We start from the raw sequence: 23,779 nt of genomic DNA on the forward strand, positions 1-23,779 counted from the left end.
CCCGTTCCCATACCGAACACGGAAGTTAAGCTCTTCAGCGCCGATGGTAGTTGGGGGTTTCCCCCTGTGAGAGTAGGATGCCGCCAAGCTTTATAAGGATCAGTTCCAGACGGAACTGGTCTTTTTTGTGTTTTATAAGAAAAGGAACAAACACTCAATACGACATGGATACATATATTAAACTACCATCTAAAACATTCTTAATTTTGTATACAATTGAAAGCGCTAGGGCATACTGAAGCTATAAGTGGAGGTGTCACAATGAAAAAAAAAGAGCGAGAAGCGGTTTGTTTGATTTGTGAAGAGAAAAAAACAAAGGGAATTTATTTATATCATCAGTTTTTGTGCCGAGACTGTGAGCGAAAGTTAATATCTACATCGACCTCGGATCCTAGCTATGCCGATTATGTTAGAAAGCTGAAGAATCTCCATACGCCACCTTTGTATTCATAGACCATTAACTGGTCTTTTTTTAAAAGGATTGGGACTGTTTTTTGGTACTTAGTTTGGACATAAACCGTAATAAATAATAAAATAAACAGAGAGCCTGATTATTCATAGGAGTCGATGGAAATGAAATCAATCTTTTTCGCATTTATATGGGCCTTCCTCTCTACTCTTTTTTCGTTTGTGATTTTAACTGTCAGTATTGGGGTTTTCCATTATCATGTTGGATTATCGATACTTTTTGCAATGATTGGGTGGGGCGTGATGTTTGCAGGGAGCAGATGGGTTGCTTTCCGGTTGTTTTTAAAGAAACACGGACTGTCTCGCAGTGATTATGTATATATTAAACAGCATCTAAAAGAAGCAGGACAAAAGCTGGTTCGTTTAAAGAAAGCTTTATTTGCTGTAAAGAACGTACAGACGATAAAACATAATTATGAAATCCTTCGGCTTGCACGAAGAATTTATACGATTACTAAAAAAGAGCCGAACCGATTTTATGATGCACAGCGGTTTTATTTTGAAAGTTTGGATTCTGTTGTTGAACTAACCGAGAAATATGCACTACTGTATAATCAGCCAAAACGTAGTCATGAGCTTGAAATGACACTGAGCCAAGCTCGAGTTACACTGTCCGAGCTGCAAAAGCAATTGGCGAATGATTTGCAGCAAGTTTTAGGAAGAGACATAGAAGCACTTCATATTGAACTTGAAGTGGCAGATAAAATGATCAAAAAATAGATGAAAGGAGTCAAACGTGATGAAACCAGAAGATCAAGTTACACCATCATCAGCATCTACTACAGATCTTCAGTTTCGGGTGTTTGATATTTTATCTGATGAGGAAAAACAAGAGGCTATACAGCGTGCGGAAAAGATCCCTGACAATCCACAAAAGCTGCTTTTCTATGGTACACGTGTGCAGGAGCGGTTATTCGAACAATCACAACACATGATGCAGTATGTTGAGAAAAAAGATATTGATCAAATAGGAGCTGTGCTTGAGGCTTTTTTGCAGCAACTACATTTAGTGGATCCCGAGGATTTACTGCCAAAGAAGAGAGGCTTTTTTTTGAGGTTGTTTCAACGAGAGAGGCGTTCTACCCATGAGGTCATTTCTCGTTTTAAACAAGCAGAAGCTCAGATAGAGAGATTATCAGCAAGGTTGCGTTACGCAAGGGGCGTATTAATTTCGGACCATAAGTTATTAGAGCGTTTATTTGAAGAAAATCAGTCTTATTTCCAAGAGATGACTTTACAGGTTGCAGCAATTGAAGAGAAATTGACACATTTAGAGCAGCAGGCCCTATCAGAAACGAAACGGTCAAATGATCGGACATTAGAGGAGCAATTGATGAGTCAGAAAGTAAATGAGGAGGAATATATGAAGAGATTGAAAGAACGGAAGTATGATTTGCTTTTAAGTCGTCAAATTGCACTGCAATGTAATGCTCAAATTCGAATGATTCAGCATACAAATCATACATTAGCCAACCACATTCAATCAACTATTTCCGCATCTATTCCTCTATGGATCAACCAAATGTCGATTGCGTTAACTCATATTCAGCAGCGTGCCAATTCCGCCCTTGAGCAGCGAATCCAGCAAACCTTTGAAAAGGTATCAAAGCACCAGGGACAGCTTCTTAAAGACGCATCTTTTACACCGATAGAAGCGTTGAAAAAGGTTCAACTCCAATTAGCCGAAACATTACAGGAAACCTTACAGGTGAAAGAGCATGGAAGCCAAGAGAGAGCTCAATTGAAAAGCAACATGTACGATGCAGAGCAGAAGCTGGCGAACCATAAACCAATAAAGGAATGAGAATCCATCTTTCAGTTCACTTGTTTGAACGTTATAATAGAAATAAGATATCGTTTAAGTGAAAAGGGTCGATTTGTTTGAAAACACCTTTATATACAGCATTATCACAACATGCGGAAAAGAAGCCTTATTCTTTTCACGTTCCAGGACATCACAATGGAGATGTCTTTTTTGATGAGGCACGGTCCTATTATGCATCAATTCTTCAGCTGGATGTGACGGAGCTTGAAGGTCTAGATGATCTCCAACACCCGACTGGTGTGATTCAAGAGGCAGAGGATTTATTGGCAAAGCTATATGGTGCAAATCAAAGCTTTTTCCTCGTGAATGGCACGACGGTCGGAAATTTGGCAATGGTGATGGCTACATGCGGTACAGGAGATGAGATTTTTGTTCAACGAAATTGCCATAAGTCTGTGTTCCATGCGATTGAGCTTGCAGGAGCAACGCCTATTATGTTAGAAACTGAGGTAGATCGACACTTGCACGTGCCAACACATGTTACTGATGAAACAGTCAAACAAGCCATTGCGAAATTTCCTAAATGCCGAGCAATCGTTTTGACCTATCCGAATTACTACGGACATGCAGCTGATTTATCAAATTTAGTCAAATTGTGCCATGATGCAGGGATCATCGTTTTGGTTGATGAGGCACATGGAGCGCATTTTGTATTAGGTGGTGACTTTCCTCCATCTGCTCTTTCCTATGGAGCTGATGTGGTGGTACAATCAGCACATAAAACCCTTCCGGCGATGACGATGGGGTCCTTTCTCCATCTTCAGGGCAATAGAATAGATTCGCAGTGTATAAAAACATTGCTAACGATGCTTCAAAGCAGTTCACCTTCTTTTCCAATTATGGCCTCGTTAGATGTAGCGAGAGCTTATGTTGAAGAGATGAAGGAAAAGAGAAAATTGGACGGATTGATGAGAGGGCTGGAAAAGCTAAAAAAACAGTTCAACCGTATCTCTCATCTTGAAGTGGTTGAGACTGACTCGCTATCTACCGATCCATTAAAATGCGTGATTCGTTCAACAAAAGGGCTGACAGGTTATGAACTAAAGAGGGTGCTTGAATCGGTAGAGGTTCACCCAGAACTCGCGGACGAACATCAAGTCTTACTCGTTTTTGGTCTAGGTCAGATGAAGGAGGTTCCTTTTACAGTCATAGAACAGGCCCTTCAACAAAGTGATTCATTACTTGAAGGCAAAGTGCAGCTTCAAAAGAGATCGCCATCAATAGAGCTCGTTAAGCAAAGACAAGGCATAGAAGTCGTCCCATTTGAAAAAGCAGCAGGCCGGATTAGTGCAGAATCGGTCATACCCTATCCACCGGGCATTCCTTTGATATTGAAGGGAGAGCGCATTGAAGTAGATCAGATTGCGACGTTAAGCCATTTGCTCGGGCATCAGGTTCATGTTCAAGCAAGTCAGGTGATTCACCAGAAAAAATTATATGTTTATATAGAAGAGGAGACACTATGAGTGGTATGTTTATCACGTTTGAAGGACCAGAGGGTGCCGGAAAAACGACAGTGATTCGAAAAGTGTATGAAGAAATGGAACGCCAAGGTTTTGCAGTGACGGCGACACGCGAGCCGGGTGGTATCGAAATTGCTGAGCAGATTCGTGAAGTCATTTTAAATGAAAAAAATACAAAAATGGATGCGAAAACAGAGGCTTTGCTGTATGCAGCAGCAAGAAGACAGCATTTGGCTGAGAAGGTAGAACCGGCATTGCAGCGTGGAGACACTGTTTTATGTGATCGTTTTGTAGATAGCTCCCTTGCCTATCAAGGCTATGCGAGAGGTCTTGGGATTGAAGAAGTAAAATCGATTAATGATTTTGCCATTAATGGCACGATGCCTCAATTGACCATTTACTTTTCCATTACGCCGGAGGAAGGACTAAAGAGAATCGATGCCAACCGAGGAAGAGAAAAAAATCGACTAGACGTTGAAGCGCTGAATTTCCACCAGCTGGTCAGAGAAGGCTATGAATTGTTGATTACGCAATCACCAGAACGATTTCGTGTTGTGGATGCGTCTCAGCCGATGCAGGACGTCTATGAAGAAGTACTTCTGTTGATTCAGGACACATTAAAGAAAAATCAAATATGACCTGATTCCCAATCGTTGTTATAATATAGAGGAAGACATCGGCATGTCATCTGCCTAAAAAAAGGAGGCCAATCGAATGAAACTAATTGTTGCCGTTGTACAGGATCAAGATAGTAGCAAATTGTTGAAGATATTGACTGAACATCATTTCGGCGTGACAAAATTAGCTTCAACTGGTGGGTTTTTAAAGTCTGGGAATACGACTTTTATCATTGGTTGTGATGATGTCCGAGTGGATAAAGCATTACAGCTTATAAAGGAAAATTGCCGTAAACGTGATCAAATGATTGCGCCAGTATCACCAATGGGCGGAAATGCAGATTCATATGTACCATACCCTGTTGAGGTTGAAGTTGGTGGAGCTACTGTCTTTATTCTGCCAGTTGAACAATTTCATCAATTTTAAGGATGGGTTGCTGTGAAAATTAATCAAGATATGCGGCTGCTTTTAAAAAAGCGCGAACTTCAAGCAATTAAAGGAAGCCAGACGTCTGCCTCTTTTAAAGCTTCTATGGAGACGCAAAGCGGCAAAATGCGTTTAGAACAACTGACAGTCATGCTGAGTGATATCGAAGTGTTTGGTAAAAAGTTGACAAAGTCACGAAACCTAAAGGATTTGGCCAGGTTTAAAGGACTTGTGAAGCGTTTTGTGAAAGAGACAGTCGATAATGGATTAAATATAGAGACATCAAGGAGCTTTGACCTTTACGGCAACACACGAACACTCGCTTTAGTCAAAGCATTAGATGAAAAGCTTGTTGAATTAACAGAGGATATGATGGATCAAGAGAAACCATCGATTGATTTGCTTGAACGTATTGGAGAAATAAAAGGTTTGTTGATTAACCTTTACACATAGAGAGTGATAACATGGCAATTAGCTGGGATGACATGAATGATTTGCAGCCGCGCGTCATGCGGCTGATTTTTAATAGTATTGATAAAGAGCGACTTGCTCATGCTTACTTATTTGAAGGGAAAAAAGGGACAGGAAAGCTAGATGCTGCGATGCTTTTGGCTAAGAGCTTTTTTTGTTTGGAAGCAGGAGTGAAACCATGTGAATCCTGCCAAAACTGCAAAAGAATTGAGTCTGGCAACCATCCAGATTTACATCTAGTGCAGCCTGACGGCCAATCGATTAAGAAAGCGCAAGTGCAGGCATTGCAGGAGGAATTTACAAAAGCAGGTGTAGAATCACACCGAAAAATGTATATCATTCTTCATGCGGACAAAATGACGGTCAATGCCACGAACAGTTTATTGAAGTTTTTAGAGGAGCCTAATCGGGAAACGATGGCGGTTTTAATCACTGAGCAATCACATAAAATGCTGGATACGATTATTTCAAGATGTCAGATGCTTAGTTTTCAGCCGCTGCAGCCACAATCCTTGGAGCAGCAGCTTTTACAAGAAGGTGTAACTCAGCATCTTGCAAGACTTTTGTCGAATTTAACCAATAATTTAGCAGAAGCACTAGAATTAAGTCGAAATGATCAGTTTGCAGAGTCTAGAGCGAAAGTGATAAAATTGTATGAAGTCTTACACCAGCGAAAAGAACATGCATTTTTTTATATACATGATCAATGGATGCCTTTTTTCAAAGAGAAAGACCTTCAAGACACAGGTCTGGATATGCTTTTATTTATATATCGTGATGTATTGTCGATTCAAATAGGAAATGAAGATAAAATCATTTATCAAGACTTATTCCAGACAATGAAGCAGCACGCGCTGCATTCCACACAGCAGATGGTGACAAACCAGATACTTGCTGTATTAGAAGCGAAAAAGAGACTTCAATCCAACGTGAATGCCCAAGGGCTAATGGAGCAATTGGTGTTGATGTTGCAGGAGGGATAAGCTTGTACAACGTAATTGGTGTTCGCTTTAAAAAAGCGGGCAAAATCTATTATTTCGATCCTAATGGATTTCATATAGAAAATGATAGTTGTGTCATTGTAGAAACGGTCAGAGGGGTTGAGTACGGACAAGTGGTCATCGCGAACAAAAAAGTAGATGAACACGATGTGGTTCTCCCTCTACGTAAGGTAATTCGTGTAGCAGACGAACGAGACCGGCTCATTGTTGAGGAAAACAAAGAAGCAGCGATGTCAGCCTTTGATACATGTCTTCAGAAGGTAAGTGAACACGGTCTGGAAATGAAGCTAGTTGATGTTGAATTCACATTTGACCGAAACAAGGTCATCTTCTACTTCACAGCGGATGGCAGAGTGGATTTCCGTGAGCTAGTGAAGGATCTCGCATCGATCTTCAAGACGAGAATTGAGCTTCGCCAGATTGGTGTAAGAGATGAGGCAAAAATGCTAGGCGGCATCGGTCCTTGTGGACGAATGCTTTGCTGTTCAACATTTTTAGGAGATTTTGAACCAGTGTCCATTAAAATGGCAAAAGATCAAAACCTGTCTTTAAACCCTACGAAAATTTCAGGGCTTTGCGGACGTTTGATGTGCTGCTTGAAATATGAGAATGATGAGTATGAAACGGCGAAAGAACAATTACCGGATATAGGTGAAACGATTCAGACGTCTAATGGCTCTGGAAAGGTAGTAGGACTCAACATTTTAGAACGAATTTTGCAAGTTGAATTAACTGGGCAAGAAAAAGTGATAGAATATACTTGGGAAGAATTATTACAAGAAGGCGTTGTATCTGCACAAACAACTGAGTAACGAGGTGTGCCACCTTGGATAAAAAGGAACTATTTGATACGGTGATCAATTTAGAAGAACAAATCGGTTCTCTTTATCGCCAGCTAGGTGATTTGAAAAATCATATTGGTGAAGTGATTGAAGAAAATCATCAGCTTCAGATGGAGAATCAGCACTTGCGTGAACGTCTGGATCAGTCAGATCAAGACAAATCGCCTAAGGCGAAGAATGATTTTGCCCAGAAGCCAAGTCATTATGATATAGGAGAAGGTCATGATAACCTTGCTCGTTTATATCAGGAGGGCTTCCATATTTGTAATGTACATTATGGGAGCATTCGTAAAGAGGGAGACTGTTTGTTCTGTCTGTCATTTTTAAATAAAAAATGAGAAAAGGCTTCCGCTGAATCGGGAGCCTTTTTCACAGGAAGAGAAAGGATACAGCATGGTTTCATTAAGAGAAGATGAACGTTTAGATTACTTGCTCGCTGAAGATATGAAGATTATACAAAGTAAAACAGTGTTCGCCTTTTCATTGGATGCGGTATTATTAGCAAAATTTGCTTATGTTCCGATTCAAAAAGGGGAGATTATTGATCTTTGTACAGGAAATGGCATTGTGCCGCTTTTGCTTTCGACTCGTTCGAAGGCCTCTATTACAGGTGTTGAAATTCAAGAACGCTTGTTTAATATGGCAAAGAGAAGTGTGGAGCATAACCAATTACAGTACCAGATTGAATTGATTTATGGTGATTTGAAGGATATGCCAGAACGCTATGGCAACCATAAGGTAGATGTGATTACATGTAACCCGCCATATTTTAAGACACCATCTAAGGAAGAAATCAATGAAAATGAATATTTGGCGATTGCACGTCATGAAATTCATTGTACATTAGAAGATGTCATTCGTGTGTCTTCCACTCTGCTGAAGCAAGGAGGCAAATTGGCAATGGTCCATCGTCCAGGACGTTTGCTTGAGATTGTTGAACTGATGAAGAATTACCGAATTGAGCCAAAAAGAATTCAATTTGTTTATCCTAAACAGGGAAAAGAAGCCAATACTATCTTAGTAGAAGGCATTAAAGATGGAAAGCCAGATTTGAAAATCCTGCCGCCACTTTTTGTTTATGGGGAAGACCAAGAGTATACAGAGGAAATCAGGACGATACTGTATGGTGAAGGATAATCATTACTTTTATGTATTGAAATGTGCAGATGGCAGTTTATATGCTGGGTATACAAATGATCTGCAAAAAAGGCTAACCGTTCACAATAGTGGTAAGGGCGCAAAGTATACAAGAGCGAGACGACCGGTTGAACTGTATTACCATGAGTGCTTTTCAACCAAAAGGGAAGCAATGCAGCAAGAATATCGTTTCAAAACATGGACCCGTCAAAAGAAAGACATGTATATAGAAGAAATGCGAATGGAAAAGGAGACGGCACATGCGAAAGACACAGAAAAGCTTTGATGGTCATTCAGATATGGGAATACTTTATCTCGTACCAACCCCGATCGGAAATTTAGAAGATATGACGTTCCGAGCGATACAAACGTTAAAAGATGTAGACTATATTGCCGCAGAAGATACAAGACAAACGAAAAAGCTTTGTCATGTATACGAAATTGATACTCCGTTAACAAGTTATCATGAGCATAATAAAGATAGCAGTGGTCACAAATTAATTGAGTGGTTAAAAGAAGGAAAACATATTGCACTAGTGAGTGATGCTGGTTTACCAACTATTTCTGATCCAGGATCTGAAGTGGTTCAAGACTTTACGAAAATCGGAGGCTTTGTGATTCCGTTACCTGGTGCAAACGCAGCACTAACAGCACTCATTGCCTCAGGGATCGCACCTCAGCCTTTTTTCTTTTACGGTTTTCTTGATCGTCAAAAAAAGGAAAAGAGAAAACAGCTGGAAGCACTGAAAAAACGCCAAGAAACGATTATTTTTTATGAAGCCCCCCATCGGTTAAAAGAAACGCTGACTGTTATGAAGGAAGTGTGGGGAAACCGAAACATTGCCATTACGAGAGAACTGACAAAAAAATTTGAAGAGTTTATTCGTGGAGATTTAGAGTATGTGCTGATGTGGGCTGCGGAGCAGCAAATTCGTGGCGAATTCTGTCTTGTGGTACAAGGAAATGATCAAGGAGAAGAAGAGCTGAATGAAGAAGCCTGGTGGAAGCCCTTATCTGAAAAAGAACACGTGATCCATTACATAGAGGAAGGATTGACGTCGAAGGAAGCCATTAAGCGTACAGCTGTCGAACGAGGTGTGCCAAAGCGCACGATATATGATGCCTATCATATTGAACAATAAAGAAAGGTTCTTGCAAACGGAGCAAGAACCTTTTTATATAAAACTTATTTTTGTGATTGAAGTTGGTTTTGGATTTCGTTAATGATTTGCTCTGCACCTTCACGGCTAAGAACTAATTTACCATTAGCAAGTTTAAGGTTATCGTCTGATACTTCACCTGTTACTTGGCAGGTCATGTTTGGTTTATATTTTTTTAGAATAATTTTTTCATCATCAACATAAATTTCCAAAGCGTCTTTTTCAGCGATTCCTAAAGTACGGCGAAGTTCGATTGGAATCACCACGCGTCCTAATTCGTCAACCTTACGTACAATACCTGTAGATTTCATCTTCATTCTCCTCCCAAAAAGTTCTTATTCTTAATATAAGATTATCTTCGTCATTATTCGACAAATTCCTTACATTCCTAGCATAACAAGGTTTCCATAAATCGTCAATCATTTTGTTTACTATTGTTTGTAAAATATAACTCTTAAAGTCAAAAGGCCTTGAAACTATTGATGTATAAGGATTCTTCGGATTTCATCTATGAAATATGATAAATGGCGAATACAGATTGACAAGACTTTTGCCCTAAATTAGACAATTGTAAATCTGGAAGTAGATTTCATACGACAATATTCGACAAAATGTCGAGCGGTTTGTCGTCTTTTTAGAAAAACTCATCTTTTTCGATCATTTCAGCCCATTCTATGTATATATGCTTGATCTTAAAGACTAAGATGGTATCATAGAGAAGCATAAGCGCAAAAAATAATTGCATATTTCACATTTTAACGAAGTTATCATAACCGCTCTCGTCCATTGGGCGGGGGTTTTTAATATTTACACAAACGCAGGAGGTTCCGACATGCCGGAAAAGAAAAAAACGTTTTATCTGACAACACCTATATATTATCCGAGCGGAAAATTACATATTGGACATGCTTATACGACAGTGGCAGGAGATGCCATGGCTCGTTATAAACGTCTTCAAGGCTATGATGTGATGTATTTAACAGGTACAGATGAGCACGGACAAAAAATTCAGAAAAAAGCAGAAGAGCAAAATATTAAACCCATTGAGTATTTAGATCCAGTCGTTGCAGACATCAAATCATTATGGAAGAAACTCGACATTTCAAATGATGATTTCATCCGTACAACGGAAAAAAGACATACGAAAATCATTGAGCAAGTATTCCAAAAGCTGCTTGATCAAGGAGATATCTATTTAGATCAATATGAGGGCTGGTACAGTATTCCTGATGAAACATTCTATACAGAAACACAGCTTGTTGATGTTGAGCGAAATAAGAAAGGTGAAGTCATTAGTGGGAAAAGCCCTGACAGTGGACACCCTGTTGAATTGATTAAAGAGGAATCATACTTCTTCCGTATGAGTAAGTATGCGGATCGTTTACTAGACTATTACGAAAAGAACCCATCATTCATTCAGCCTGAATCAAGAAAGAATGAAATGATCAATAACTTCATTAAACCAGGCTTAGAGGATTTAGCTGTATCAAGAACAACCTTTGATTGGGGAATTAAGGTACCTAATAATCCGAGACACGTTATTTATGTATGGATTGATGCTTTATTTAACTATTTAACTGCAATTGGCTATGGAACAGATCCGGATAAAAAATATAAAAAATATTGGCCTGCTAATGTGCATCTTGTAGGGAAAGAAATTGTGCGGTTCCATACAATTTATTGGCCGATTATGCTAATGGCACTTGATCTGCCACTACCGAAACAAATTTTCGCACACGGCTGGCTACTCATGAAAGATGGCAAGATGTCAAAATCAAAAGGGAACGTGGTAGATCCGGTCTCATTAATTGATCGCTATGGCCTTGATGCCCTTCGTTATTATCTGCTTCGCGAGGTACCATTTGGTGCGGATGGTGTGTTTACACCAGAAGGATTCGTGGAACGTATAAACTATGACCTTGCCAATGATTTAGGGAACTTGCTTAACCGTACGGTTGCCATGGTGCAAAAGTATTTTGACGGTACATTAAGCAGCTATAAAGGTCCTGTCAATGAGTTTGATGAGGAGCTTAAAGCGGTGGCTGAACAAACGGTGAAAGCCTATGAAGAAGCAATGGAAAACCTTGAATTCTCGGTGGCTCTTTCAAATGTTTGGACATTAATTAGCAGAACCAATAAATATATTGATCAAACAGCTCCATGGGTATTAGCTAATGATGAGACGAAACGAAAAGAATTGCATTCTGTCATGTATCACTTAGCAGAATCACTTAGAATCACAGCAGTGCTATTAACACCATTCTTAACAAAAACACCTGAGAAAATCTTCTTCCAGATTGGAATTGAAGAACAGAAGCTCAAAAGTTGGGACAGCATTCTTTCTTTTGGTGCGATTCAACAAGCGAGGGTACAAAAAGGAGAGCCTTTGTTCCCGCGTTTAGAGGTTGAAGAAGAAGTAGCCTACATTAAAGAAAAAATGCAGGGAAGTGCACCTAAGGTAGAAGAAGAGAAAGTTGAAATAGAAGAAACAGAATTACCTGAGCTGGGAGCAGAAATTGCATTTGATGATTTCTCGAAAGTCGATTTTCGAGTCGCTCAGGTTTTGGAAGCAGCCCCAGTGAAAAAAGCGGATCGTCTTTTAAAGCTTCAGCTTGATTTTGGATTTGAAAAAAGACAAATAGTCTCTGGGATTGCCAAACACTATCAACCAGAAGAATTAGTAGGGAAAAAGCTCGTTTGCGTAGCGAATCTTACCCCAGTTAAACTCAGAGGGGAAATCTCCCAGGGGATGATTTTAACTGGAGAAACTGGCGGGAAATTGCAAGTTCTTGAAGTAGATCAATCTCTAGCGAATGGAACAAAAATTTTATAAATCAACAAAGGTGTTCCACGTGTAACATTTCGTCGAACACCTTTTGTTTTTTAGGAGAATTGTCGAAAGGAGAAATCAATGATGTTATTTGATACACATGCCCACTTAAATGCGGAACAATACAATGAAGACTTAGAGCAGGTAATTGAAAGAGCGAAAAGTGAAAAGGTAGAGAAAATCGTGGTGGTCGGGTTTGATCGACCAACAATTACGAGAGCGATGGAATTAGTTGAAGAGTATGATTTTATTTATGCGGCCATCGGTTGGCATCCTGTTGATGCAATTGATATGACAGATGAGGATTTGGTTTGGATCAAAAAATTATCTCAGCACGAAAAAGTCGTTGCCATTGGAGAAATGGGTCTCGATTATTATTGGGACAAGTCGCCAAAAGATGTGCAAAAAGAAGTCTTTAGACGTCAAATTGCTCTTGCAAAGGAAGTGAACCTTCCAATCATCATTCATAATCGTGACGCAACGGAAGATGTCGTGATCATCTTAAAGGAAGAGGGAGCGGCGGCTGTTGGAGGTATCATGCACTGCTTTACAGGAAGCCTCGAAATCGCAAAAGCCTGCATGGATATGAACTTCTATATTTCATTTGGTGGTCCCGTGACATTTAAAAATGCGAAAAAACCGAAGGAAGTTGTAAAAGACATACCGAGTGATCGACTATTGATTGAAACAGACTGCCCATACTTAACACCAGCGCCATTTAGAGGGAAGCGCAATGAGCCAAGTTATGTTAAATATATCGCAGAACAAATTGCTGAATTACGAGAAATAAGCTTTGAAGAGCTTGCTGAATTGACAACAGAAAATGCGAAAAAAGTTTTCCGTATAAACTGACAGTATATGATGTCAATCCTTGTTTAAGCTTGTCCAATTGTGAAACATAACGAAAAAGTTCTACACGTTTGCTACTCCTCATAGGATAAGTTGTCGATAAGTCTTTCTTCCCTTCCTTACATAAATCTCCCATAATAGGTATACGATCGAGCATTTTTGTACAGTGGGTGGAAGGGTTGACAGGTTTTGAGATACTCTATATAATCTCTCCGAGGAGAAGGAGGCGTTTTTCATCGTACAAAAAATGAAAAATCTGTTTTCTGTCAAGCTAGGAAAAGGCAAGGTTTTATTTTTAGTCGCTTGCTTGCTTTTAGCTGGAACTGGGACGGCTTACGGTGCGCATGAGTTCACTAAGCAGTCTATTACCATTTTAATAAATGGCAAAGAGAAGACAATTCGTACACATGAAGAGACAGTAGCACAGCTGCTTTCAGACCTTGGGATAAAGACCAGGGCGGAGGATCATATCTCTCCAAGTCTAAATACAAAGATTCAAGACAATATGAACATTGTGTATGATGCGGCTATACCGGTTCATCTTACCCTAGATGGGAAAGAGAAAACGATATGGACAACAGATCAGACGGTTGGAGCATTATTGAAGAATGAGAAGATAGATATTGGGAAGCACGATCAAGTGACTCCAGGAAAGAACGACAAGATTAAAAAAAATATGAATCTTGTGGTTCAGCAGGCCTTCCAGGTCAGCTTAAATGATGGAGGCAAGGATAAAAAAGTGTGGACCACTTCGACTACGGTCGCTGACTTTTTAAAGCAACAAGAGCTCAAGCTCAAGAAGCACGATAAGATCAAGCCTGCGTTACATAGTAACATTACTAAAAAAAGCGCAGATATTCAGATCACTCGGGTGGAAAAAGTTACCGATGTAGTGGAAGAGAAAATTGCTTTTGATACCAAACGTAAAATGGATCGTTCTCTTGAAAAAGGAAAAAAGAAAGTACTTGAAAAAGGTGAAGAAGGTAAATTGAAAAAGCACTATGCCATTGTGAAAGAAAACGGCAAAGTGGTGTCTAAAGAATTAATCAAAGAAGTAACTGAAAAACATAGCAAGGATCGTTTAGTGGCCATTGGTACACAAGTGTCCAAAAAGGAACCTAAAGCGTCCCCTGCGGTTGCAAGAAGCAATGAATCGTCAGGAAGAGAATTCTATGTGACGTCGACAGCTTATACAGCGAGCTGTTCTGGATGTACGGGCAGAACGTCTACAGGCTTTAATTTAAAAGCAAATCCGGGTGCAAAAGTGATAGCAGTTGATCCGAGTGTCATTCCGCTAGGCTCTAAAGTGTATGTGGAAGGCTATGGATATGCCGTCGCATCAGACACTGGATCTGCTATAAAAGCGAATAAAATTGATGTGTTCGTCCCTAGTAAGTCGGCAGCTTATCAATGGGGAAATAAACGAGTGAAAATTAGAGTGCTCAAATAAACACATCAAATCATTTATATGAACAGAGGGCTTTGCGCACCCTCTGTTTTTTTGGTTATAATAGAAGCACTGTTTTCTAATTAATTAGACGCAAAAACAGCATGAAAGGTTTCATTTTTTGACCAAAAATATTTTTTGTTTTTGCAAGCGGAGGAATAAATGAAAATCAAAGAAATCATTGTGGTGGAGGGTCGTGATGACACTGCCAGGGTGAAGATGGCCGTTGATGCAGATACGATTGAAACGAATGGATCTGCCATTGGCGACACAGTCATTCAACAAGTACGTCTTGCTCAGGAGACGCGAGGCGTCATTATTTTAACAGATCCCGATTTTCCAGGTGAAAAGATACGTAAAACCATCGCAGAAGCGGTTCCGGGCTGTAAGCACGCTTTTTTGCCAAAACATCGTGCCAAGGCGAAGCGTGACAAAGGAATTGGCGTCGAGCACGCTTCTTTGGACAGTATTCGGGAATGCCTTGCCCATGTCCATGAGGAAATGGAAGAATCGGGGAGCGACATTTCATTAGACGACTTATTCGACGCAGGCCTTATCGGAGGAGATGCTTCTAAACGACGCCGTGAACGACTTGGTGTGCTATTAAATATTGGATATACAAATGCAAAGCAGCTGCAAAAGCGCCTTCACATGTTTCAAATAACCAAACATGATTTTATTGTGGCCTTAAAGACCGTCATGCAGGAGGAAGCCGATGAATAAAGATATTGCGACACCCGTCAGAACAAAGGAAATATTGAAGAAGTACGGTTTCTTTTTTAAAAAGAGCTTAGGGCAGAACTTTTTAATTGATACAAATATTTTAGATCGCATTGTCGATCATGCTGAGATCACGGATGAAACGGGCGTTATTGAAATTGGGCCTGGTATCGGTGCGTTGACAGAACAGCTCGCTAAACGGGCAAAGAAAGTCACGGCTTTCGAAATCGATCAGCGCTTATTGCCGATTTTAAACGATACGCTTTCTCCATATGATAATGTCACGATTATTCATCAAGACGTATTGAAGGCTGATGTAAGAAAGGTTATTGAAGAAAATTTTGCTGACTGTAAAGAAGTGATGGTGGTAGCAAACCTTCCATACTACGTGACGACGCCAATTATTATGAAGTTGCTTGAAGAAAACCTTCCATTGAAAGGGATTGTGGTCATGCTGCAAAAAGAAGTAGCAGATCGAATGGCAGCTGTCCCTTCATCAAAGGAATACAACTCGTTGTCCATTGCGGTTCAATTTTATACGGAAACGAAAACGGTGATGGTTGTGCCTAAAACAGTTTTTGTTCCCCAGCCAAATGTGGATTCGGCAGTCATTAAACTAACCGTTCGTGAAACGCCTGCTGTCTCAGTAGAAAATGATGCGTTTTTCTTTCAACTCATTCGAGCGAGCTTTGGTCAGCGGCGGAAAACATTGATGAATAATCTAATGAACAATCTCCCTGATGGTAAGAAACATAAATCCCTCATTGAAGAAGCGCTTGAAACAGCCGACATCGATGGAAAGCGCCGCGGTGAATCATTATCAATCGAGGAATTTGCTCGTTTGTCGAACGTTTTACAAAAATCCCTACATTTGGTCTAATCCCTGTCAAGTAGACACATATAAAAAGCCTAAGCAGCCAGTGTGTGACGGTATTCTATCGGCGCACACTGGTTTAATTTTTTCTGGAATCAATCGTGATTATAGAATTGAATGTAATCTTCTATGCTTTTATGAAGCTCTTCCTCAGTTTGACACGAAGAAAAGTAAGCGTTCTCTGTTTTAAGATGTGAGAAAAAGGATTCGATTCAAACCCTTTGATTCTTAAACCATTTATAATACCCCGATCGTGATACTTTGGCGATACAGACCAGCCGTTCTTCCATAGTGTAACAGACGCTTATGAAAATTGGGCTTTTTACATGTATACTTAAAGGGGATCATATCACATTAAGTGCTTTTTTCTTTTGCTTTTCACCACTTCAACTATTCAGGCATAGGCTAGAAAGAACAGCACACATGAAAGACGAACATGTTCAACGCAAGACGATACCAACAGGATATGAGCCTGATTGTGGAGTGAAAAGCATGCAATTTCAAATAGGAGATATGGTGACGAGGGCATCCTATCAAATGGATATTATGTTTCGTATCATTCGAATTGATGAGACAGATCAGCACGAAGCCACCGCCATTTTGCATGGGAATGAAGTGAGGCTGATTGCTGATGCAAAGATGTCAGACTTGGTCTTGATACAAAAAGAGGAGCAACTGACAAGGGAGAAGGACGCCGAACGGAAAATTAACGAATCGCTCGACTTACTCAGGCAGGATTATCAGTTGCTACGTGAAAAACAAGAGTATTATACATCTGGACAATATCAGCATCAGGAGCAGTATTTCCACATGCCTGGAAAGGTTCTCCATTTAGATGGAGATGCTTCATACTTAAAGAAATGTTTAGACGTATATAAAAGAATTGGTGTGCCTGTGTATGGTGTACATTGCCACGAAAAGAAAATGCCAAGCATGATTGACTCGTTAATTGATCATTATCGACCTGATATCTTGGTCATCACAGGACATGATGCGTATTCCAAACAAAAGGGCGGCGTAAATGATATCGGTGCATATCGCCATTCTCGTCATTTCGTTGAAACGGTTCAAAAAGCAAGAAAGAAAATTCCTCATTTAGATCAGCTCGTAATTTTTGCAGGTGCCTGTCAATCTCATTTTGAATCTTTGATCCAAGCAGGTGCCAATTTTGCAAGTTCACCTTCACGTGTCAACATCCATGCGCTCGACCCCGTCTATATTGTTGGGAAGATCAGCTTCACTCCATTTGTAGATCGAATCAACGTGTGGGATGTGCTACGAAATACATTAACAAGAGAAAAAGGTCTCGGAGGAATTGAAACGAAAGGTGTTTTAAGAGTAGGTATGCCATATAAAAGAGACCATGAATCGACATAACCCGACTGATTTCAGTCTGGTTTTTTTATGTTTTGAAAGAAATTTCATACCGATACATAATTCACCGGAATTTTGGGAAAATAGGGAGAAGAAAAGGTAGAAGTTTGTCAAAATTATTTTGTTGACAATGGCTCGTGTTCGTTGATATAATTTAATTTTTATTTGACAAAAATGGGCCGTTGTTGTATAATTATCTCAGTGAGGTGGATGCAATGGCGAAGACTTTGTCCGACATCAAAAGATCGCTTGATGGTAACCTAGGTAAACGTTTGACGTTAAAAGCTAACGGAGGCCGCCGAAAAACAATTGAGCGTTCGGGCATTTTAGCTGAAACGTACCCTTCTGTTTTTGTGATTCAATTAGATCAAGATGAGAATTCGTTTGAAAGAGTTTCTTACAGTTATGCAGATATACTGACTGAGACGGTCGAATTAACGTTCGACGATACTGCTAGCTCAGTCGCTTATTAATGGCAGTGAACTTCTCGTTTACTGCTTTTTGTTTTGCCTTTTTTCAGTAGGAGCTGTCCATTATTTAAAAGGGATAAAAGGAAAGATTCGATATAAAATAATAAAGCCACGAATGCAGTGGCAATGATTTTAATTCTCAATTAAAGGGGCTGTTTCGTTTGGGTAGACGCCGAGGCATTATGTCAGATGAGTTCAAATACGAGCTGGCGAAGGATCTTGGATTTTATGATACCGTCAAAAATGGAGGCTGGGGAGAAATTCGTGCGCGTGACGCAGGTAATATGGTCAAACGTGCCATTGAATTAGCTCAACAGCACATGGCTCAAAATGAGAATCAACGATAAATAAACGGGTCAGAGATACCTCGGGTGTCTCTGGCTTTTTTGATGAAAAGTAAGTGTGTTAGTCGCAAAAGCCAATATTCATCAGATCCATCAAATGTGATACAATATTGATACTTATGTTTAGATGGAGAAGTAGGTGAAATGTTTGCGTATTTTAGAAAAAGCACCGGCAAAAATTAACCTCTCACTTGATGTTCATGGAAAAAGACCGGATGGATATCATGAGGTAGAGATGGTGATGACAACAATAGACCTTGCAGATCGCATAGAGTTGACGGAGCTGGACAAGGATGAAATCCGTGTATCATCTCATAATCGATTTGTACCAGATGATCAGCGTAACTTGGCTTATCAGGCGGCTAAATTACTAAAAACAAGGTTCGGTATTCAAAAAGGAGTATCGATTGTCATTACAAAAGCAATTCCTGTCGCAGCAGGTTTAGCTGGGGGCAGCAGTGATGCGGCGGCAGCGCTTCGCGGTTTAAATCGTTTGTGGAAATTGAATCTCACGTTAGATGAACTAGCTGAGCTTGGAGCAGAAATCGGCTCAGATGTTTCTTTTTGTGTGCATGGAGGGACAGCACTAGCAACAGGTCGTGGAGAAAAACTAAAGCCTATTGCGTCACCACCACATTGCTGGGTTATTTTAGCGAAGCCGGTGATCGGGGTATCTACAGCTGAAGTCTATAGACAATATGATGCAAGCAAAGTAGAACACCCAAATGTACAGCGTATGATTGAAGCAATTGAAGCGAAAGATTATAAGGAGATGTGTGGTTCACTTGGTAATGTTCTGGAATCTGTGACATTAAAGATGTACCCAGAAGTAGACATGATTAAGAGACAGATGAAGCGTTTTGGTGCAGATGCTGTTTTAATGAGTGGTAGCGGACCAACTGTATTTGGCTTGATTCAATATGAATCTAAGGTACAGAGAATATATAACGGACTGAGAGGATTTTGTGATCAAGTTTATGCTGTCCGCCTGATCGGCGAATAAAATGTCCTTGATTAAATCCGTATATTAAGTTATATTATTCATAAATTATTCGGGTTCTGGGGGGGAGTTCATGAAGTTTCGTCGAAGCGGCAGGTTGGTGGACTTAACAAATTATTTGTTAACCCACCCGCACGTACTAGTACCGTTAACATTTTTTGCAGAGCGATATCAATCTGCGAAGTCCTCCATTAGTGAAGACTTAACGATTATTAAACAAACCTTCGAACAGCAGGGAATAGGCACATTGCTTACTGTACCTGGAGCAGCTGGCGGAGTGAAATATATTCCAAAGATTCACCTAGAAGAAGCGAATGAAGTCGTAAAAGATATAGGAAAGGCTTTATCTACTCCTGAACGTGTGCTTCCTGGCGGTTATTTATATTTAACCGATGTTTTAGGCAATCCATCGATTCTTTCAAAAATCGGTAAGCTTTTTGCGACCCTTTTTGCAGACCGTGCGATTGATATGGTCATGACCGTTGCGACGAAAGGGATTCCGATTGCCTATTCTGTTGCAGGTTACTTAAACGTGCCCGTTGTGATCGTTAGAAAAGACAACAAGGTAACCGAAGGATCAACTGTTAGTATTAATTATGCGTCAGGTTCTTCTAACCGAATTCAAACCATGTCACTTGCAAAGCGGAGCTTAGATAAAGGTTCCAATGTCCTTATTATTGATGACTTTATGAAAGCAGGCGGAACCATTAATGGCATGATGAATTTGCTTGGGGAATTTAATGCAAATGTCGCAGGAATCGGTGTTCTTTTAGAAGACGAAGGCGTAGATGAACGTCTTGTCGATGAATATATATCGTTGCTGAAGCTTTCAACCATTGATATGAAGCAGAAGATGATTGAGATCAATGAAGGCAATTTCCACGAGTTTTTTCATTCCAAAGCTTAACCTTTGATCAAACATGTATTTGAATGGGAGAGATTGATATGACAAAAGTTGTTCAAACCAAAAACGCACCAGCAGCCATTGGACCTTACTCTCAAGGGATTATTGTCAATAACATGTTTTACAGCTCAGGTCAAATTCCATTAACACCAGATGGAGATTTTATCAACGGAGATATTAAAGAACAAACACATCAAGTTTTCCATAATATTCAAGCTGTGCTTGAAGCAGCAGGTGCTTCATTTGAAACAGTCGTAAAGTCAACTGTTTTCATAAAAGATATGGAACAATTCGCTGAAGTAAATGAAGTTTATGGTGAGTATTTCCACACGCATAAGCCAGCTCGTTCATGTGTAGAAGTAGCAAGACTCCCAAAGAATGTGCTTGTAGAAATTGAAGTTGTTGCATTAGTGAAATAAACAGGCAGTCTCAATAAAAGCTGTTGGTTTCATTATATGCAGAAAAGGCATCATCATGATGTCTTTTTTTCACGCAGAAGATGTAAGTGCCGTCATTAGAATGACAAAAAATGTATAATTATCCCGATATTTCAAAAAAAGTTAAAAAAATTTGCAGGAGAATCACCACAATCGTTGAATACCTAATTAATGCTTTTATATTGGGAAAAGGTGGTGAACTACTGTGGAAGTTACTGACGTAAGATTACGCCGCGTGAATACCGATGGTCGCATGAGGGCGATTGCATCCATCACGCTGGATCACGAATTTGTTGTTCATGATATTCGTGTGATTGATGGAAATAATGGTTTGTTTGTTGCAATGCCTAGCAAACGCACGCCTGATGGGGAGTTTCGTGATATTGCACATCCAATTAACTCAAGCACTCGAGGTAAAATCCAAGATGCTGTTTTAAATGAATATCATCGCTTAGGCGAAGAAGAAGAAACAATCGAATATGAAGAAGCTGGAGCTTCTTAATCATATGTGATTCCCAAAAGACAGCTTTAAGAGAAAATGAAATGTTTTCTTTTAAATGCTGTCTTTTTTGCGTTTCTCCTCATGTTTCTTTGTGTTTTATTCATTAGAAAATTATTGTACTTCCTCAAGTATCCTTGAAATTGGCCCTTATTTAGGATATATTTTTCTATGGATAATAGGGATATTGGAGGCCAATCAATGGATAAGCGGTTCGCAGTGATTTTAGCAGCGGGAAAAGGAACGAGAATGAAGTCAAAGCTATACAAAGTACTTCATCCAGTATGCGGAAAACCAATGGTCGAGCATGTTGCAAATGAAGCGTTAAAGCTTTCTTTAGCTAAGCTTGTGACGATTGTCGGTCACGGAGCAGAGGACGTCAAGGAACAGCTTGGGGACAGAAGTGAATATGCACTTCAAGAAGAACAACTGGGAACAGCACATGCTGTCAAACAAGCAAAGTCGTTCCTTGCGCAGGAAAAGGGAACAACAATTGTCATTTGTGGAGATACGCCATTATTGACAGCGGAAACAATGGAAGCCATGTTAAGCGAGCATCAAAAACATCAAGCAAAAATCACTATTTTAACAGCACATGCGGATGATCCAACAGGCTATGGACGTATTATTCGTGACGAAACAGGTGCTGTTGTGAAGATAGTGGAGCATAAAGATGCGAATGATGCTGAACGTCAAGTCAATGAAATTAATACAGGGACCTATTGCTTTTCAAATGAAGATCTCTTCCGTGTGATTGAGCAAGTGTCGAATGAAAATGCACAAGGTGAATACTATCTACCAGATGTCATTGAAATTTTAAAGAATGAAGGGCAAACAGTTGCAGCTTATCAAACACCGCATTTTGAAGAAACACTTGGAGTCAATGATCGTATCGCTCTATCACAAGCAGAGCAATTCATGAAGCGACGTATTAATCATCAGCATATGAAGAATGGTGTAACCTTGATTGATCCTGAGAACACGTATATATCGCCAGAAGCTGTTATCGGTGAAGATACAATCATTTATCCTGGAACGGTCATCAAAGGGAATGTAAACATTGGTGCAGACACCACTATTGGGCCGAACACTGAAATTGTTGATAGCATCATCGGAGATCGGACAATGATTAAGCAATCTGTTGTCTGTGATAGTGAAGTTGGAGTAGATGTGACAATTGGACCGTTTGCACATATTCGACCGTTGTCGAAAATTGGCGATCAAGTGAAGATCGGGAATTTTGTCGAAATTAAGAAAACGGTTTTCGGTGACCGCAGCAAAGCATCTCACCTGAGCTATATTGGAGATGCAGAGGTCGGAGCTGATGTAAACCTTGGCTGTGGATCAATTACAGTCAACTATGACGGGAAGAACAAATTCTTAACGAAGATTGAAGACGGCGCTTTTATTGGTTGTAATTCAAACCTTGTTGCACCAGTCACTGTCGGAAAAGGGGCATGCGTTGCAGCCGGTTCAACGGTCACAGAAGATGTGCCACAGGATGCATTGTCTATTGCTAGAGCAAGACAAGTCAATAAAGAAGATTATGTGAAAAATATTCATAAATAATAATCCAAATACCCGGAGGTTTACCATGTCTAATCGTTATGCTGATGCGAATTTAAAGATATTCTCTTTGAATTCAAACCCTGAACTTGCTAAAGAAATTGCCGAGCGTATCGGAGTTGATCTAGGAAAGAGCTCTGTTAAACGTTTTAGTGACGGTGAAGTCCAAATCAATATTGAAGAAAGTATTCGTGGCTGTGATTGTTATGTGATTCAATCAACAAGTGCGCCAGTCAATGAGCACATTATGGAACTGCTCATTATGGTTGATGCGCTAAAACGTGCTTCTGCGAAAACTGTCAACATTGTGATCCCTTATTACGGATATGCACGTCAAGATCGTAAAGCAAAACCTCGTGAGCCAATCACTGCGAAACTTTTTGCAAACTTACTTGAAACAGCAGGTGCTACACGTGTCATCGCACTTGATCTACATGCGCCGCAAATCCAAGGTTTCTTTGATATTCCAATCGATAACTTAATGGCTGTGCCAATCTTAACAAACTATTTCCAACAGAAAAACTTGAATGATATTGTCGTCGTGTCTCCTGACCACGGTGGTGTGACGCGTGCGCGTAAAATGGCAGACCACCTGAAAGCGCCAATCGCAATTATCGACAAACGTCGCCCGAAGCCAAACGTTGCTGAAGTCATGAACATCATTGGTAACATTGAAGGCAAAACGGCGATTCTGATTGATGATATCATTGATACAGCTGGTACCATTACACTAGCAGCAAATGCGCTTGTCGAAAATGGAGCGGCTGAAGTGTATGCTTGCTGTACTCACCCAGTATTGTCTGAACCAGCAGTAGAACGCATCACAAACTCTAAAATCAAAGAATTGGTTGTAACGAACAGTATTCACTTAACAGATGACAAGAAAGTAGATAAGTTCATTCCACTTTCAGTTGGGCCATTGCTTGCAGAAGCCATCATCCGTGTGCATGAAGAAGAATCTGTTAGCTTCCTCTTCAGCTAATTCTCTTATCAAAAAGGCCCTAGGCAGCAGCTTAGGGTCTCTTTTTGCTGTGATAAATGACAGCCAACTAGG

Annotated in this window: 29 protein-coding genes and 1 rRNA gene; 28 read left to right on the forward strand and 2 right to left on the reverse strand. The window is 40.0% G+C overall.

What is annotated here, in order from left to right:
- From rrf to rsmI, 14 genes are all read left to right on the forward strand, one after another.
- Window positions 1–89: ribosomal RNA gene (gene rrf, locus WAX46_RS11215) — 5S ribosomal RNA — on the forward strand; the annotation flags it as partial.
- Between the two features lie 172 nt (window positions 90–261).
- Window positions 262–453, forward strand: coding sequence for a sigma factor G inhibitor Gin (locus WAX46_RS11220; protein WP_226568081.1), 192 nt, complete (start codon window positions 262–264; stop codon window positions 451–453).
- A gap of 120 nt (window positions 454–573) precedes the next feature.
- The gene (locus WAX46_RS11225; RefSeq protein WP_226568082.1) at window positions 574–1,188 is read left to right on the forward strand and encodes a 5-bromo-4-chloroindolyl phosphate hydrolysis family protein; all 615 of its coding nucleotides are present in this window, start codon (window positions 574–576) and stop codon (window positions 1,186–1,188) included.
- Window positions 1,189–1,207: 19 nt separating this feature from the next.
- Window positions 1,208–2,272, forward strand: a complete 1,065-nt coding sequence (locus WAX46_RS11230; protein ID WP_336494004.1) for a toxic anion resistance protein — start codon at window positions 1,208–1,210, stop codon at window positions 2,270–2,272.
- A gap of 77 nt (window positions 2,273–2,349) precedes the next feature.
- Complete coding sequence (locus WAX46_RS11235; RefSeq protein ID WP_226568084.1) at window positions 2,350–3,759, forward strand: aminotransferase class I/II-fold pyridoxal phosphate-dependent enzyme; 1,410 nt, start codon at window positions 2,350–2,352, stop codon at window positions 3,757–3,759.
- Entirely contained in the window at window positions 3,756–4,394 is a 639-nt protein-coding gene (gene tmk / locus WAX46_RS11240) for a dTMP kinase (RefSeq protein WP_336494006.1), read from the forward strand. The genes WAX46_RS11235 and tmk overlap by 4 nt, the downstream gene beginning before the upstream one ends.
- Window positions 4,395–4,470: 76 nt before the next feature.
- Entirely contained in the window at window positions 4,471–4,800 is a 330-nt protein-coding gene (locus tag WAX46_RS11245) for a cyclic-di-AMP receptor (RefSeq protein WP_024425625.1), read from the forward strand.
- A 12-nt stretch (window positions 4,801–4,812) separates the two neighbouring features.
- Entirely contained in the window at window positions 4,813–5,253 is a 441-nt protein-coding gene (locus WAX46_RS11250; protein ID WP_226568086.1) for a YaaR family protein, read from the forward strand.
- A gap of 11 nt (window positions 5,254–5,264) precedes the next feature.
- Window positions 5,265–6,254 carry a DNA polymerase III subunit delta' gene (gene holB, locus WAX46_RS11255; protein WP_336494008.1) on the forward strand — a complete coding sequence of 330 codons (990 nt, stop codon included), beginning with the start codon at window positions 5,265–5,267 and terminating at the stop codon, window positions 6,252–6,254.
- 2 nt (window positions 6,255–6,256) lie between these two features.
- A complete protein-coding gene (locus WAX46_RS11260) occupies window positions 6,257–7,084 on the forward strand; it encodes a PSP1 domain-containing protein (RefSeq protein ID WP_226568088.1) in 828 nt (275 codons plus the stop codon).
- Window positions 7,085–7,098: 14 nt separating this feature from the next.
- On the forward strand, window positions 7,099–7,452 hold the full coding sequence (gene yabA, locus WAX46_RS11265; protein WP_226568089.1) for a DNA replication initiation control protein YabA: 354 nt from the start codon (window positions 7,099–7,101) through the stop codon (window positions 7,450–7,452).
- 55 nt (window positions 7,453–7,507) lie between these two features.
- A complete protein-coding gene (locus WAX46_RS11270; protein ID WP_226568090.1) occupies window positions 7,508–8,251 on the forward strand; it encodes a tRNA1(Val) (adenine(37)-N6)-methyltransferase in 744 nt (247 codons plus the stop codon).
- A complete protein-coding gene (locus WAX46_RS11275; RefSeq protein ID WP_336494014.1) occupies window positions 8,238–8,537 on the forward strand; it encodes a GIY-YIG nuclease family protein in 300 nt (99 codons plus the stop codon). Before WAX46_RS11270 ends, WAX46_RS11275 begins: the two co-directional genes overlap by 14 nt.
- Window positions 8,512–9,393 (forward strand): 16S rRNA (cytidine(1402)-2'-O)-methyltransferase, encoded by an 882-nt coding sequence (gene rsmI, locus WAX46_RS11280; protein ID WP_336494015.1) that lies wholly within the window; start codon window positions 8,512–8,514, stop codon window positions 9,391–9,393. The genes WAX46_RS11275 and rsmI overlap by 26 nt, the downstream gene beginning before the upstream one ends.
- Before the next feature lie 44 nt (window positions 9,394–9,437).
- Here the strand turns inward: rsmI and WAX46_RS11285 are convergent, their stop codons facing one another.
- Complete coding sequence (locus WAX46_RS11285) at window positions 9,438–9,728, reverse strand: AbrB/MazE/SpoVT family DNA-binding domain-containing protein (RefSeq protein WP_087975202.1); 291 nt, start codon at window positions 9,726–9,728, stop codon at window positions 9,438–9,440.
- Window positions 9,729–10,243: 515 nt separating this feature from the next.
- Between WAX46_RS11285 and metG the strand changes: the two genes are divergently transcribed.
- The 5 genes from metG to rsmA all read left to right on the forward strand — a co-directional run bounded on the left by metG (window position 10,244) and on the right by rsmA (window position 16,137).
- Window positions 10,244–12,244, forward strand: coding sequence for a methionine--tRNA ligase (metG, locus tag WAX46_RS11290; protein ID WP_336494016.1), 2,001 nt, complete (start codon window positions 10,244–10,246; stop codon window positions 12,242–12,244).
- Between the two features lie 81 nt (window positions 12,245–12,325).
- Complete coding sequence (locus tag WAX46_RS11295; protein WP_226568094.1) at window positions 12,326–13,093, forward strand: TatD family hydrolase; 768 nt, start codon at window positions 12,326–12,328, stop codon at window positions 13,091–13,093.
- A 244-nt stretch (window positions 13,094–13,337) separates the two neighbouring features.
- A complete protein-coding gene (locus WAX46_RS11300; protein ID WP_226568095.1) occupies window positions 13,338–14,540 on the forward strand; it encodes a ubiquitin-like domain-containing protein in 1,203 nt (400 codons plus the stop codon).
- A 159-nt stretch (window positions 14,541–14,699) separates the two neighbouring features.
- Window positions 14,700–15,260 carry a ribonuclease M5 gene (gene rnmV, locus WAX46_RS11305; RefSeq protein ID WP_226568096.1) on the forward strand — a complete coding sequence of 187 codons (561 nt, stop codon included), beginning with the start codon at window positions 14,700–14,702 and terminating at the stop codon, window positions 15,258–15,260.
- Window positions 15,253–16,137, forward strand: a complete 885-nt coding sequence (gene rsmA, locus WAX46_RS11310) for a 16S rRNA (adenine(1518)-N(6)/adenine(1519)-N(6))-dimethyltransferase RsmA (RefSeq protein ID WP_226568097.1) — start codon at window positions 15,253–15,255, stop codon at window positions 16,135–16,137. The genes rnmV and rsmA overlap by 8 nt, the downstream gene beginning before the upstream one ends.
- Window positions 16,138–16,226: 89 nt before the next feature.
- On the opposite strand, the gene WAX46_RS15865 is transcribed toward rsmA, so the two are convergent.
- Window positions 16,227–16,343 carry an IS3 family transposase gene (locus tag WAX46_RS15865; protein WP_226568129.1) on the reverse strand — a complete coding sequence of 39 codons (117 nt, stop codon included), beginning with the start codon at window positions 16,341–16,343 and terminating at the stop codon, window positions 16,227–16,229.
- A gap of 280 nt (window positions 16,344–16,623) precedes the next feature.
- Here WAX46_RS15865 and yabG point away from each other — a divergent pair, with 280 nt between their 5' ends.
- The 9 genes from yabG to WAX46_RS11355 all read left to right on the forward strand — a co-directional run bounded on the left by yabG (window position 16,624) and on the right by WAX46_RS11355 (window position 23,707).
- Window positions 16,624–17,508 carry a sporulation peptidase YabG gene (gene yabG, locus WAX46_RS11315; RefSeq protein WP_336494031.1) on the forward strand — a complete coding sequence of 295 codons (885 nt, stop codon included), beginning with the start codon at window positions 16,624–16,626 and terminating at the stop codon, window positions 17,506–17,508.
- 212 nt (window positions 17,509–17,720) lie between these two features.
- Window positions 17,721–17,978, forward strand: a complete 258-nt coding sequence (veg, locus tag WAX46_RS11320) for a biofilm formation stimulator Veg (RefSeq protein ID WP_003217979.1) — start codon at window positions 17,721–17,723, stop codon at window positions 17,976–17,978.
- 158 nt (window positions 17,979–18,136) lie between these two features.
- A complete protein-coding gene (locus WAX46_RS11325) occupies window positions 18,137–18,322 on the forward strand; it encodes a small, acid-soluble spore protein, alpha/beta type (protein WP_226568098.1) in 186 nt (61 codons plus the stop codon).
- 145 nt (window positions 18,323–18,467) lie between these two features.
- Window positions 18,468–19,322: a 4-(cytidine 5'-diphospho)-2-C-methyl-D-erythritol kinase gene (ispE, locus tag WAX46_RS11330; protein ID WP_226568131.1), complete on the forward strand. Its 855-nt coding sequence runs from the start codon at window positions 18,468–18,470 to the stop codon at window positions 19,320–19,322.
- A 70-nt stretch (window positions 19,323–19,392) separates the two neighbouring features.
- On the forward strand, window positions 19,393–20,226 hold the full coding sequence (gene purR, locus WAX46_RS11335) for a pur operon repressor (RefSeq protein WP_226568099.1): 834 nt from the start codon (window positions 19,393–19,395) through the stop codon (window positions 20,224–20,226).
- A 38-nt stretch (window positions 20,227–20,264) separates the two neighbouring features.
- Entirely contained in the window at window positions 20,265–20,642 is a 378-nt protein-coding gene (gene ridA, locus WAX46_RS11340) for a 2-iminobutanoate/2-iminopropanoate deaminase (RefSeq protein WP_226568100.1), read from the forward strand.
- Between the two features lie 223 nt (window positions 20,643–20,865).
- Complete coding sequence (gene spoVG / locus WAX46_RS11345) at window positions 20,866–21,162, forward strand: septation regulator SpoVG (protein ID WP_008357439.1); 297 nt, start codon at window positions 20,866–20,868, stop codon at window positions 21,160–21,162.
- Window positions 21,163–21,360: 198 nt separating this feature from the next.
- The gene (gene glmU, locus WAX46_RS11350; protein ID WP_336494022.1) at window positions 21,361–22,728 is read left to right on the forward strand and encodes a bifunctional UDP-N-acetylglucosamine diphosphorylase/glucosamine-1-phosphate N-acetyltransferase GlmU; all 1,368 of its coding nucleotides are present in this window, start codon (window positions 21,361–21,363) and stop codon (window positions 22,726–22,728) included.
- A 25-nt stretch (window positions 22,729–22,753) separates the two neighbouring features.
- Window positions 22,754–23,707: a ribose-phosphate diphosphokinase gene (locus tag WAX46_RS11355; RefSeq protein ID WP_226568102.1), complete on the forward strand. Its 954-nt coding sequence runs from the start codon at window positions 22,754–22,756 to the stop codon at window positions 23,705–23,707.
- Window positions 23,708–23,779 lie beyond the last annotated feature (72 nt).

It is taken from the genome of Bacillus sp. FJAT-53060 (assembly GCF_037104745.1).
Taxonomy (GTDB): domain Bacteria; phylum Bacillota; class Bacilli; order Bacillales; family Bacillaceae; genus Bacillus; species Bacillus stratosphericus_B.

Excerpts from the sequence above, each read along its gene's own strand:
- WAX46_RS11220 (WP_226568081.1), top strand. The coding sequence starts at position 262 with ATGAAAAAAAAAGAGCGAGAAGCGGTTTGTTTGATTTGTGAAGAGAAA.
- WAX46_RS11225 (WP_226568082.1), top strand. The coding sequence starts at position 574 with ATGAAATCAATCTTTTTCGCATTTATATGGGCCTTCCTCTCTACTCTT.
- WAX46_RS11230 (WP_336494004.1), top strand. The coding sequence starts at position 1,208 with ATGAAACCAGAAGATCAAGTTACACCATCATCAGCATCTACTACAGAT.
- tmk (WP_336494006.1), top strand. The coding sequence starts at position 3,756 with ATGAGTGGTATGTTTATCACGTTTGAAGGACCAGAGGGTGCCGGAAAA.
- WAX46_RS11245 (WP_024425625.1), top strand. The coding sequence starts at position 4,471 with ATGAAACTAATTGTTGCCGTTGTACAGGATCAAGATAGTAGCAAATTG.
- holB (WP_336494008.1), top strand. The coding sequence starts at position 5,265 with ATGGCAATTAGCTGGGATGACATGAATGATTTGCAGCCGCGCGTCATG.
- WAX46_RS11270 (WP_226568090.1), top strand. The coding sequence starts at position 7,508 with ATGGTTTCATTAAGAGAAGATGAACGTTTAGATTACTTGCTCGCTGAA.
- WAX46_RS11275 (WP_336494014.1), top strand. The coding sequence starts at position 8,238 with ATGGTGAAGGATAATCATTACTTTTATGTATTGAAATGTGCAGATGGC.
- rsmI (WP_336494015.1), top strand. The coding sequence starts at position 8,512 with ATGCGAAAGACACAGAAAAGCTTTGATGGTCATTCAGATATGGGAATA.
- WAX46_RS11285 (WP_087975202.1), bottom strand. The coding sequence starts at position 9,728 with ATGAAGATGAAATCTACAGGTATTGTACGTAAGGTTGACGAATTAGGA.
- metG (WP_336494016.1), top strand. The coding sequence starts at position 10,244 with ATGCCGGAAAAGAAAAAAACGTTTTATCTGACAACACCTATATATTAT.
- WAX46_RS11295 (WP_226568094.1), top strand. The coding sequence starts at position 12,326 with ATGTTATTTGATACACATGCCCACTTAAATGCGGAACAATACAATGAA.
- WAX46_RS11300 (WP_226568095.1), top strand. The coding sequence starts at position 13,338 with ATGAAAAATCTGTTTTCTGTCAAGCTAGGAAAAGGCAAGGTTTTATTT.
- rnmV (WP_226568096.1), top strand. The coding sequence starts at position 14,700 with ATGAAAATCAAAGAAATCATTGTGGTGGAGGGTCGTGATGACACTGCC.
- rsmA (WP_226568097.1), top strand. The coding sequence starts at position 15,253 with ATGAATAAAGATATTGCGACACCCGTCAGAACAAAGGAAATATTGAAG.
- yabG (WP_336494031.1), top strand. The coding sequence starts at position 16,624 with ATGCAATTTCAAATAGGAGATATGGTGACGAGGGCATCCTATCAAATG.
- veg (WP_003217979.1), top strand. The coding sequence starts at position 17,721 with ATGGCGAAGACTTTGTCCGACATCAAAAGATCGCTTGATGGTAACCTA.
- purR (WP_226568099.1), top strand. The coding sequence starts at position 19,393 with ATGAAGTTTCGTCGAAGCGGCAGGTTGGTGGACTTAACAAATTATTTG.
- ridA (WP_226568100.1), top strand. The coding sequence starts at position 20,265 with ATGACAAAAGTTGTTCAAACCAAAAACGCACCAGCAGCCATTGGACCT.
- glmU (WP_336494022.1), top strand. The coding sequence starts at position 21,361 with ATGGATAAGCGGTTCGCAGTGATTTTAGCAGCGGGAAAAGGAACGAGA.
- WAX46_RS11355 (WP_226568102.1), top strand. The coding sequence starts at position 22,754 with ATGTCTAATCGTTATGCTGATGCGAATTTAAAGATATTCTCTTTGAAT.